6 protein-coding genes are annotated in these 12,968 nt (G+C 26.1%); 4 read left to right on the top strand and 2 right to left on the bottom strand.

Going from position 1 to position 12,968, the window contains the following annotated elements:
- Positions 1-142: 142 nt before the first annotated feature.
- Complete coding sequence (locus BM335_RS06915; protein WP_177219174.1) at positions 143-2,938, bottom strand: LuxR C-terminal-related transcriptional regulator; 2,796 nt, start codon at positions 2,936-2,938, stop codon at positions 143-145.
- 498 nt (positions 2,939-3,436) lie between these two features.
- Here BM335_RS06915 and BM335_RS06910 point away from each other — a divergent pair, with 498 nt between their 5' ends.
- From BM335_RS06910 to BM335_RS06900, 3 genes are all read left to right on the top strand, one after another.
- Positions 3,437-4,276 (top strand): endonuclease/exonuclease/phosphatase family protein, encoded by an 840-nt coding sequence (locus BM335_RS06910; RefSeq protein WP_090224671.1) that lies wholly within the window; start codon positions 3,437-3,439, stop codon positions 4,274-4,276.
- 108 nt (positions 4,277-4,384) lie between these two features.
- Entirely contained in the window at positions 4,385-7,012 is a 2,628-nt protein-coding gene (locus BM335_RS06905) for a CHASE domain-containing protein (RefSeq protein ID WP_143102395.1), read from the top strand.
- An 88-nt stretch (positions 7,013-7,100) separates the two neighbouring features.
- On the top strand, positions 7,101-9,914 hold the full coding sequence (locus BM335_RS06900) for a helix-turn-helix and ligand-binding sensor domain-containing protein (RefSeq protein ID WP_090224869.1): 2,814 nt from the start codon (positions 7,101-7,103) through the stop codon (positions 9,912-9,914).
- A 76-nt stretch (positions 9,915-9,990) separates the two neighbouring features.
- Here BM335_RS06900 and BM335_RS06895 read toward each other — a convergent pair whose 3' ends face one another.
- Positions 9,991-12,753 carry a triple tyrosine motif-containing protein gene (locus BM335_RS06895; RefSeq protein WP_218157809.1) on the bottom strand — a complete coding sequence of 921 codons (2,763 nt, stop codon included), beginning with the start codon at positions 12,751-12,753 and terminating at the stop codon, positions 9,991-9,993.
- Between the two features lie 34 nt (positions 12,754-12,787).
- Between BM335_RS06895 and BM335_RS15720 the strand changes: the two genes are divergently transcribed.
- Complete coding sequence (locus BM335_RS15720) at positions 12,788-12,961, top strand: hypothetical protein (protein WP_177219172.1); 174 nt, start codon at positions 12,788-12,790, stop codon at positions 12,959-12,961.
- The last annotated feature ends 7 nt before the right edge of the window (positions 12,962-12,968 follow it).

The following is a 12,968-nucleotide window of genomic DNA, read 5'->3' as shown; positions in this document are numbered from 1 at the left end:
ATCATCTTTTTTAAAGGCTTAAAACCTCAGTTTTTTTGTATGATAATCTAGGTATTGATGAACGTAAAAATTTAACGAAAACGTTTTATGATGTATTAATGATGTATGTAATTATGCTATTTTAATAGTTTTATATACAAAATTACAATTTCATAAAATATTCATTTAAATTTTGATCATTACTTAAGTTTAATTTTTTTCGAAGTCTATATCTGTGAATTTCAACACCACGAGTTGAAATACCCATTAAAGGAGCAATTTCTTTAGTCGCTAAATTCATTTTTAAATAAGCGCACAATTTTAAGTCTTTTGCAGTTAATTGCGTTTCAGTATTTTTAAGTAATGATTTAAAAAAAGTATCATGAATTTCATTGAAATTAGATTCGAAAACTTCCCAATCTTTAGTTGTATTTATATTTTTATTAATTGTTGAAAGTAATTTTTCTAATTTAGGTTTATTTATAATTTCTTTTTTTAGTTGTTCTAATTCTTTTTTGATATTTTCAAGTAATTCATCTTTTCTGGTCATACCCATTGCAGTATTTGCTAATTCTTTGGTTTTAGAATCAAGCTCAATTTCATGTTGTTTTTTTTGGAGTTCATTTAATTTCATTTCGTTTTTTAAGGCTTCTTCTTTTCTATGAATTTCTTGTTGATGTTGGTATTGATCATCTAAATATTTTTTATGTTTTATAAGTACATATTTATTAATAATAGTTATTAAATAGAAAATAAGTGTTAAAAAGCTGAGTAGTAAAACCACTCCCCATAAGCCCATATACCATGGCGGTTTTATGTATAATTTTACGGAATTAATTGGGCTATATTCTTTAAAGTTTAAAAATGAACGAACTAATAATTTTAACGAACCATATGGTAACCCCGTTAATTCAATATTTCCATTTGTTGCAATCCAATAATTATTTCCTAAAGAATATTCAATAGTGTTATTAGAAAGGTGTGGCGATTTAAGTTTAATTTGTATGGTGTCACTTTTTTTAATCTCGATTTCTTCTAATAAACTTTTAGGTTGGTTGTTTACATATATTCTGCTTATTGTAGGAGGGATTATTTTAATATTCTGATTAATTTTCTTCGGATTTACCACTAAAACATCATTGTATAATGATATAAATACCAAACTATCATTAATAACAACAGCACGTTGATCACCTTCGCCTCTGACCAATTTATCTTTATAATATTTTGTAGGTAAATATATTTGTGAAAGACTATCTTGAATATTTTGCCTTATAAAAATTGTATTGTCACTACGTTTAAAAACAACAACATTATTTTGACTATTGTTGTTTAATATGATGGAATTTTTATCCTTTCCTAAAATTTTATTTATTGATTTAAAAGGTTCTATTTTATTTTCAATAGGGTTGTAAACTGACCATTTTTCATTGCTAAAAAATGCGATATTTCTTTCAATATTAAATAATTTTAAGTCGTAAACATTATCAAATATTTTATTAAACTGTTCCTCAATTTTGATAATTTTTTCATAATTATTTGAAAAATGAATGCGGTAAACGCCTTTGTATGAATGTAAAACCCATGCTGTGTATGAATTCTCAAAAACAATATTTTTAATTGGAAAATTTATATTTTGTACGTCTCTGTATTCCCAATTATTATCTTTTATAGTATACAATGTAAGTCCAGAATAGTTTCCTTGAATGTATTTATTTGGTTGACTTGGAATTGATTTAAAAATATAACCTCCATTTTTTTCACTTATAAATGTTAATTTGTTGTCTTGTATTTTATAGGTTCCCGTATTATGCCCACATATAATTTGATCATTTATAAGTGCTAATGACCAAATATGACCTTGTGAACCTTCAATAAAATTTACACCATTGTTGTCTGCTTTATAAATACCTGTATTAGTGGCTAAATAAACTTCATTGTTTAATTTAACCATATCGTAAACAGCACCTATATCTTCTTTGTATGGATTTAAGTAGTAGGCAAAGTAATTTATTGGAATAGCAGAAATTCCATTATCTAATGCTAACCATAAAATTTTAGATGCATCTATTGTGCTTGATAAAACAGTATTATTTTGAAGACCATTTTTTACATTTAAATTTATAAAAGTATTTGTATTGGTGTTGTAATGGTAAATTCCTTTTTTAATGGTGCCTGCAAAAACAGTTCCGTTAGTGTATGATAAAGAATTTAGTTGATGTGCTTTAAGTAAATTATTAAAATTATTGTCCCATTTTTCTAATTTATTATTAGAGTAAGTATATAAACCGTGGAGTGATGTGCCGATTAATAATTGATCGTTTTTGAAATTTGATATGGCTTGAACTCTATCTTCAGCTAGAAGTTCAGTATTTTTTAATACAAAGAGTTTATCATTTTTAAGTTCAAGTAATCCTTTACCAACCCCTTGTACAATAAATCTGTCATTAACTGTAAAACCTGCCATTAAAATTAAATTTGGTCTTATTTTTTTTATTTTTTCATTTTCATAAATAAACAAATCGCTGAATGATTTAAATATTATTTTGTCTTTAATTGCATAAATTCCCCAAATAGATTGTGAAGCAATTTTATTAGGAGATAAAAATTTACTTAAACTTGTATAAACTAAGTTGCCATTATTTAAACGAGTCCAATAACCAAATTCTTCATAGGATCCTGTAAAAATTTTATCTCCAACTACTTTAACTGACCGAATAATTGTTTTGTTTGGTAATTTGTTTAAAAACCAATTCACGCCATCAAACTCCAAAAGGCCTTCATTATTAGCAACATATATATGTTCATTATCAGAGTCAACTCCCCAATTTTGATTTCCAGCACCATAATCAGTTGAATTAAAATTACTTATTGGAGGTAACTTTATTTGTGATGTAGCAAACGATGTTACAAACAGAATGCTTATAAAAATAAGGTGAGTATAATTTTTTTTGAACATAACTTTATCAGAAAAATACATTTGGTTTACATAAACTAAATTACAATATTTAATTTATTTTTAAGGTTTCATACATTTCAATTTTTAAAACTTTATTTTTAATATTGATGTAATGTAAAAATAATTACTTCATTAGCTTTGTGATAAATAAAACTCACCTAAAATATTTTAAATGAAATATTTATAAATGTGATATAAAAATTAATAGAAAAGGAAAATTTACTATTTGATGTAATTAAAAAGAGGGTTTAATTTTTTGATAAAAAGATAAATATCTATAAATTTATAGGTTATCTTTTGTAAGAATAATTTTTATAAAGCGTAAAACTTTTACTTACATTTTTTAATATTAAATTGTACCGATTTTAAAATAGTATTTAAGTTATTTAAATAAAAAAATGACATTCAATTAAAAGAAGGATATAATATACTTCTAATTTGTAGACAATGGTATTTTAATGTTTTAAAGACTACCAAACATAATTAATTATAAAGTAAATGAAAAATTTAGCCTTACTATCAGTAACGTACTTATTATTTATTCAAATTTCATTTGGTCAAAACTTAAATGTAATGACATATAACATTCGTTTAGACACACAAAATGATGGCGATAATAGGTGGGATGTTCGAAAAAATGCATTATTAAAACAAGTACTAAACAATAAAGTTGATATTTTAGGAATTCAAGAAGGATTACCAAATCAAGTAGCTTATTGTGATAGTGTTTTGGTAAATTATAATTTTGTTGGAGTTGGAAGAGATGATGGTATAAATAAAGGTGAATTTTCAGCAATTTTTTATAATAAAAATAAATATCAGTTGCATGTGCAAAATACCTTTTGGCTGTCCGAAACTCCTGAAGTTCCATCAAAAGGATGGGATGCTGCATACCCAAGAATTTGCACATATTTACAATTGAGTGATAAAAAAAGTAATAAAAAGTTTTGGGTTTTCAATACTCATTTTGACCACGTTGGTGTAAAAGCCCGAGAAGAAGCTGCACTATTAATTCTTCAAAAAATACGAAAATTAAATACCGAAAAATTACCCGTAATATTAATGGGTGATTTTAATTTAACAGAAGATAGTGAGGTAATTAACTATATAAATTCTTTTTTAAAAGATTCAAAAATACTTTCAAAAAACAAAGTAAAAGATACTTTAGGAACATTTAATGGCTTTAATATAGTTAAAGAAAGTGTGGATAGAATCGATTTTATTTTTGTTAGTGAGAATTCAATTAAAGTGAATAAATATAAAGTTTTAAGGGAAAAATATCATGGGAAATATCCATCAGATCATTTCCCTGTTTTGGTTAATTTTACACTTGAATAAATACAATAATTAATGTCACATTTTTACCATAGGAGTAAAACTTCATTAACAATATTTTTTGTTTGCATTATAAAATAGTTTACTTTGGGTGAAAATTTCCAAACCCCTATGTCCGTAATTAAAAATAGAGCTTTTTTAACACCACTGCTTGTACTATTATTTAGTTTAGGTTTATCAATTCTTGCAATGTATTTTGTAAGAAGTGATAATAATAAAATAGAAGAGCAACAATTTCATATTGTTGCAAATGAAATAAAGTCAAAAATTGAAAATAGATTAAACGCTTATATTCAATTTTCGCAAAGCAGTTCTTCATTTTTTATGGCTTCGGATACAATTACACGAAGTGACTGGAAATATTTTATTGAAAAAAGTAACGTAAGCAGTTATTTAAAAGGTTTTCAAGGAGTTGCTTATGTTACAATTGTGCCAAAAGATCAGCTTAAAAAACATACAAATCGGTTTAAAAATGAATTTTCTAACGATTACAATGTTTTTCCTAATGTTGAAATGGATGAATTTACTCCTATTATTTTTATAGAGCCGTTAATTGATAGAAATTTAAAAGCAATAGGTTTTAATATTAGCTCTAATGCTATTATGAAAAAAGCCATAGAAGAATCGAGAGATTTAAACACTGCAGTTTTAACTAATAAGGTTATTTTAATTCAAGAAGGAACCAAAAATAGTATGCCAGGTATTGTAATTTATTCTCCAGTTTATAATAAAAATATGCCTTTAAATAGCGTCACAAAAAGAAGGCAAGCTATTACTAGTTGGGCAGCAATTTCATTTAGAATAAATGACTTTATGGAAGGTGTAATTGATCAATATAATTTAGATAGAGAAACCCAAATTAACTTAAATATTTTTGATGGAGATGTATTAAATTTGGCATCACTTTTATATAATTCAGATGTAAAATTTAACAATACAAATCCTGATAACTTCTACAATTTAATTTTACCCATAAAATTAAACGATAAAATATGGACACTTGAATTTGTGCAGCCAAAAAAAACATTTTTTAGTAGTTTTAGTTTTGTGGTTTTAATCATAGGATTTATTATTAGTATTTTATTAAGTTTTTTAATCTTTTCATTAGTCAATACCGCCAGTTTTGCAAAAAGAATTGCCAAAAAATTAACTACAGATTTAAGTCAAAAAAATGAAGAACTAATAGAAGCAAAAGAAGTTGCAGAAGAAAGTGAAAAACAATTAAAACTTATTTCAAATAACTTGGTAAATGGTATGATTTATCAAGTTATTACTATTGATGAAAACAGAAGAAAATTTACTTATGTAAGTGATACTGTGAAAGATTTATATGGTTATTCAGTTGAGCAAGTAAAGGAAAATCCTGATTTTATTTACGGGCGAATTCATCCTGATGACATTAAAGATCTTGTTGAAAAAGAGAAAAAGGCGTTAAAGGAAATGTCTGTTTTTAGGAAAGAAGCTAGAGTTTTAAATCCAGACGGTTCAACAAGGTGGTCTTACTATGTTTCTAAACCACGAATTTTAAAAGGTGAAGTGTGTTGGGATGGAATAGAAATAGATATTACAGAACAAAAAAAGGTTGAAAATGAATTAATTATAGCAAAAGGAAATGCCGAAGAAAGTAATAGATTAAAAACAGAGTTTTTAAACAATATGTCTCATGAAATAAGAACTCCAATGAATGGAATTTTAGGTTTCACCGATTTTCTATTAAACCCAAATTTAAGTGATGAAAAAAGGAAAAATTACATTAAAATTGTTCAAAGTAGTGGGCACCAATTGCTTCAAGTAATTGATGATATTATTGAAATTTCTAGATTAGGAACCAAACAAGTGAGGGTCATTGAAAGTGAAGTTTGTTTAAATGATTTATTTTTAGAGTTATTTTCTGTTTTTGATCTAAAAGCAAAAGAAAATAAAATTCCACTGTACATTAAAAATAACCTTTCGGATACTGAAAGCACCATATTTACCGATAAATCCAAATTAATAAAAATTATTAGCAACCTTTTAGAAAATGCTTTAAAATTTACTAAAAAAGGCTCTATTGAATTTGGGTATGAATTAAAAGATAACCAACTTGAAATTTATGTAAAAGATACAGGAATTGGAATTGAAGCTGAAAAACATGAATTAATTTTTGAAAGATTTTCACAAGCTGAAAAAGATCTTTCAAAAAAAATGGGAGGATTAGGTTTGGGTTTATCTATAGTAAAAGAAAATGTAGAATTAATAGGTGGAAAAATTAGACTAGAATCTAAAAAAGGAGCTGGAGCTACCTTTTATATTACAATTCCTTATAATAAAGTTCACGTGTCAACTGAAAACACGAATAACGCGGCTATTAATAAAGAAAAATACACCATTTTAGTTGCGGAAGACGAAGAAGTAAACTACTTGTTTTTAGAAACCCTAATCAATGAAATACTACAATTAAATTGTAATATTTTACATGCAAAAAATGGTAAAGAAGCTGTAGAACTTTGCAAAACTAACAATGCAATTACGTTGGTTTTAATGGATTTAAAAATGCCTATTATGAGTGGGTTTGAAGCTGTTGGAAAAATCAAAGAAATGAAACCACATTTAACCGTAATTGCGCAATCTGCATATACTTCAAATGAAGAAATTGAAAATGCGTTGTTAAAAGGTTTTGATGATTTTATTTCAAAACCAATAAGTATTAAAAGCTTTAAAAAGTTGATGAGTAAATATGCTGTAAGTTTTGCAAAATAACAGTTGAAATATCAGATAATTTATTTCTTCAAAATAAATATCCTTTAAAAATTGTAATATTGTAGTACTTCAAAAAAGTTTGATGTCAATGAAATTAAAACAACTTATATTTTTCAATTTTTTATTTATTTTATTTTCAACAAGTATTGTTTCTCAAGAGTTACCACCAGTTGAAAATTATGCACCAACAATTTATGGAGCTGAAAATCAAAACTGGTCAATTTCTCAATCAGAAGAAAAATATATTTATGTGGCAAACAATAGTGGTTTGTTAGAGTTTAATGGCGCAAAATGGAAATTATATCCTTCACCAAATAACACAATAATTCGTTCGGTAAATGTTCAGGATAATAAAATATATACGGGAAGTTATATGGAGTTTGGTTATTGGGAAAAAAATGAATTTGGAAGTTTAACATACACATCCTTAAGTGTTAAATTAAAAGAATCATTAATTGAAGAGGATTTTTGGAATATTATAACTTTTGATGATTGGGTACTTTTTCAGTCGCTTCACAGAATATATATATACAATACTTCAGATGAATCTATAAAAATTATTAACTCAGAAACACAGCTTCCAAAAGCCTTTAAGGTAGATAATAGTATTTATTTTCAAAAAATGGAAGAAGGTATTTTTAAAATTGAAAATGGAGTACCTGAATTGGTTTCAGATAATAATTTGTTAAAAACGAATATTGTAATAAATATTTTTAAATCTGGTAACAGAATATTGTATCAAACACAAAAAGATGGTTTTTATTATTTAAATGAAAATGGAATTAGTAAATGGGATATTTCATCAAATAGTATAATTTCAAAAGTAAGTATTTATAGCAGCCTGCAGTTAGAAGATGGAAGTTTTATACTTGGAACCATTTCAAATGGAATGTATCATCTTGACAAAAACGGAAATTTATTAACGCATATAAATCAAGAAAAAGGATTAAATAACAATACCGTATTGTCTTTGTTTGAAGATAAAGAACACAATCTTTGGCTTGGCCTTGATAATGGAATTAGTGTTGTTAATTTTAATTCACCATTTAGAGTTTATAATGATTTTAGTGGGAAATTAGGTTCTGTATATACATCGGCAATCTTTAACAATAAACTGTATTTAGGAACCAATCAAGGCTTGTTTTATAAAGAGTTACATACCAATGATGATTTTAGCTTTATTGAAGGTACTGACGGGCAGGTTTGGTGTTTAAAAGTATATGATAACACACTATTTTGTGGACATAATAAAGGAACTTTTATTGTTAATAATGGTGTTGCAAACCTGATAACAGATGTTATGGGAACTATGGAAATAAAACCCGTAAAAAACAATAAAAATATTTTAATTCAAGGATATTATAGTGGTTTAAATGTAATAGAAAAAAGAAACGGTACTTGGCAGTTTAGAAATAAAATAAAAGGGTTTAATCCTACAAGTCGATTTTTTGAGTTTACTAAAGAAGGTAGTATTTTAATGAATCACGAATATAAAGGAGTTTTTAAAATAGAAGTAGATAGTGATTTTAGAAAAGTTTTAAGTTATAAAATATTAGGAAGCGCACCAAAAGCTTTAAAATCTGCCATAACAAATTTTGAAGATGATTTGTTATACGCATCAAATATGGGAATTTTTAGATATAATTCTTTAACCAAAAATTTTGATAAAGATAAAATTTTAAGTGACTACTTTTTAAAAGAAGATGGTTATGTGTCAGGTAAACTTTTAAATGATAATATTTCAAATACGCTTTGGGGATTTACAGACAAAAGCTTAATATATTTTACACCGGGAAAATTAAACAATGTTGCAAAAGTTTCAAAAATTGCATTAGAAGCTACTTCAAGAAAATTTATTGCAGGTTTTGAAAGTGTATTGCATTTAAATAATGACACTTATTTATTTGGTGCTTCAGAAGGATATTTAATTTTAGATTTAAAAAAAATAAGACAAGAGGATTTTACAATTGTAATAAATACCATTGAAAAAAGTACTATTAATATAACTGCAATTCCCGTTTCATTAACTAATGAAAATGTTAGGTTTAAAAATAAAGAAAATAATGTTTCTTTTAAATTTAGTGCACCTATATATCAGAAATATGATGAGGTAAATTATCAATACCAACTCAAAGGTATGTATAATAAATGGAGTAATTGGTCTAAAGAATCTGAAGTTGCTTTTAAAAACTTACCTTATGGGAGCTATACATTTAATGTAAAAGCAAGAGTTGGAAATATAGTTTCTAAAAATATTGCTACTTTCTCGTTTATTATTGAAAAACCCTGGTTTTTATCTAATGAAATTATAATTGTTTATGCCATTTTACTTATTGTTTTATCATTAGTGGTTCATACGCTTTACAAAAGATATTATACCAAACAGAAGAAAAAATTAATGGATAAAAAGCAGCAAGAATTTTCAATGACACAATTAGAAAATGAAAAAGAAATTATGAAATTGAAAAACGAAAAGCTACAAAATGAAATTGAAAGTAAAACCAGAGAATTGTCGGCCTCAACAATGAGTATTATTAAAAAGAATGAGCTTTTAAATACTATAAAAAACGAATTAGGCGTTGTAAAAGACGAAAATAAAATTAAGCCAGTTATAAAAATTATTAATAAAAATTTATCAAATAATAGTGACTGGGAAATGTTTCAAGAAGCATTTAATAATGCCGATAGTGATTTCTTGAAAAAAGTAAAAACAGCACATCCTAATTTAACGCCAAACGACTTAAGATTATGCGCTTATTTGCGTTTAAACCTATCATCTAAAGAAATAGCTCCACTATTAAATATTTCTGCTAGAAGCGTTGAAATTAAAAGATATAGATTGCGAAAAAAAATGGAATTACCTCACGAAAAAAGCCTTGTAGAGTATATTTTAGAATTATAGTTTTAAAAATTTATATAACTGTAGCTTACTGATAATATTTAATATTTATTGTTAAATAGAATACAAACTGAAAGAACTAAGAGTTATCTAAATCAATTAAATACTCAACTAAATTTTGCGCTCTTTTTAGCTTTAATTTTTTTCGTAGTCTATATCGGGCAAGTTCTACTCCGCGTGATGTAATATTAAGCATTTTGGAGATTTCTTTAGAACTCATGTTCATTCTTAAAAATGCTGCTAGTTTAATTTCTCGTGGTGAAAGTTTTATGTTATTTTCAGAAAGTTTTTTTAAATAATTACCATGAACTTGATCAAAATGGTATGCGAATTGATCCCATGAGTCGTTGTTTGAAAGCTCACTGTCAATGGTTTTAATTATTTTCTTTAATTCTTTTTTCGAATCAGTTTGATCTAAAGATGAAATAATTTTGTTTTGAACATCCTGAATAAAATCGTTGTTTTTAACTAAATGCATAGTGATTGTTGTTAACTGATCGTTCTTAAGATTAATTTCTGTTTTTAACTTTTCATTTTCTAATTTATTTATTTCTTTATCTTTTATTTTTATTTCTTCATCTTTATTCTTGTAAATAATAGATTTTTCTTTTCTATATTTTTTTTGTTGAATAATAGGAATTAAAAACAAAAAAATGATTGCTAAAATTAAATAAGACATTTTAGCCCAATTTGTAAAATACCAAGGAGTTAAAACTTCAAAAGAAAAGGTAGACACATTACTTTCTATTTCATAAATATTTTTAGCCTTTATTTCTAAAGTATACTTTCCAAAAGGTAAATGTGTAAATTCTTTTTCTCCTAAGCTTGACCATTTAGACCATTGTTCATCTAACGGTACAAGTCTATAGCTGTATTTTAAATCTTCAAATCCGTCAAAATAAGGCGCTGCATAATGAAATTTTATGGAATGTTTTTCGGTAATTTCAATTTGATCTGTATAAGCAGGATTATAGGTATTAATAGAATCAATGGAAGTTTGCGTTTCAACCTTTCTGAGTAATACATGGAAATTTTCATTTATAAATGGTTTTTTATTAGGTGTATAATTAATAAAACCTTCTTTAGCACCAATAAGTACATTGTTTTCATCAAGTATTGTAATATTTGCTAAATCATCACTTATAAATTTATTAATGTGTTTAAAAATATGGGTTTTATTTTCAAAAGTACCAAACCCTTTTTGAACTAAATTTCCAAATTTTTTGTTCTGAATATAATAAATAGCATTATTCTCATTAGAAACCATAGTACTTACATATCCGGTTCCAAGCCATTTCTTAAAATGTAAATTAGGACTGAAAGTACGAGTGTTTGAGTTAAAATCGTAAATACCTTTTTCTGTTGTAAAAACTAAATTGTTATTCAACGAATAAACATCTATCATAATATTAGAAGGTAGTCCATCTTTTTTACCAAATTTTTGGGTGTTTTTTTGAATAGTTAAGTTTGAATTGAATTCAATTCTAAAAGCTCCTTTAGAAACATGTGTCATCCACAGCGTTGAATCATTTTCAAATTCCATAATTCTTGAAGATTGTTCTTCTAATTTTTCAACTCTTTGAACAACTGACCAATTGTCATTATTTTTATTAAAAATGGAAATTCCTCTATAATCACCACCAACTACTAAATTTGGTATTTTGGTATTCATAAATTTCCAACTTCCAATGTCTTGAATTTGCGTAAGATTTTTACCTTTTAATTCAAATGCACCACGATCGTGGTTTAAAATAAGTTTATTTTCAACCTCAGAGAAATTGTAAACTTGCCCTTCGCTTCCTGTTATTATTGTAAAAGGATATCCATCTAAGTTATTTTTCTCCTTTTTTTGGATGAAGACACCAGTGTTTGTGCCAAGATATATTTCGTTATCATGTCTTATGGCAGCATATCCCGTACCTTCAATGCCAACTTCTTCATTGATTAATGAAAATGGTAAATTTATTTTTAGGTAATCAATTCCATTGTTTAGTCCTACCCATAAATTATGAAACGCATCTTCATATAAAGATTTTACAGTTCTGTCAGATAATCCTTCTTTTTTAGTTAAATGATTTTTAAGCGTAAAGTTTGAATTAAAAATAAAAATTCCATTGCTTTGGGTTCCAACAACATATTCACCAGAAGTTAATTTTATGGCAGCATTAACTGTTCCAAGGTTTACTTTTAGGTCAATAGGAGTATAACCTTTATTATCTAACAATTTCATTTCTCCTTCTCTGGTTAAACAGTAATATCCCTTGTTAGTTGGTAAAATAGCAATAATGTCATATCCAATTTCGGTACCTTTAATAGGTATAAACTCATTATTTATAAACTCATATAGGCCTTTTCCATAAAATTGAGCAAAAACCTTATTTTCAATATTAAATGCATAGCGCATATAGCCTGGTAAAGTCATTGCTTTTAAATTGTTGTTTTCAAAAACAAATAATTCACTTTCTGTATTAAATATTATTTTTCCGTTAAGTTCAAGTATTTTCCAAGTTTCGGCAATATCTTGTTTATTTTTTGGTAGATATTTTAATAAAGATGTAAATACTAAATCGTTTTTTGTTTTGGTGAAATACCCAATTTGTCCTTGGCCTCCAACAAAAATTCTATCTTGGCTATCTACTTTTAGTGCTCTTAATCTTGTAGCAAGTGGAACCTCATATTTATTCCATTCTCTTCCGTCAAATTCTAAAAGACCTTCATTATTTGCAATGTATAAAATGCCGTCACTAGTTTGGTCGAAAGCCCAGTTTTGAATTCCACCTTTGTAATCGTTAGAATCAAAATGTTCTTTTAAAGGAGTGTTTCGTAAAATATTAGGTTTCACACTTTGTGAATTCACCTGTTGAAATATTATTAAAATGAAAGATATAATGCGTAATACGTTTTTCATTAATGATGAAATAATAATTTTCCGTGAATTTAATAAAAATATTGAAAATAAAGGATTTATAAGAATTTTTTCTCTTTTAGTGAAAGTATTTGATGAGTTTATAAAAACTGTAAAGCGAGTTTTTAATGTGTTATATTCTTAATTTTTTT

Source organism: Lutibacter maritimus (assembly GCF_900116115.1).
GTDB classification, from domain to species: Bacteria; Bacteroidota; Bacteroidia; order Flavobacteriales; family Flavobacteriaceae; genus Lutibacter; species Lutibacter maritimus.
The sequence above is the reverse complement of the archived record's forward strand: the minus strand, read 5'-3'. Positions and strand labels throughout refer to the sequence as shown.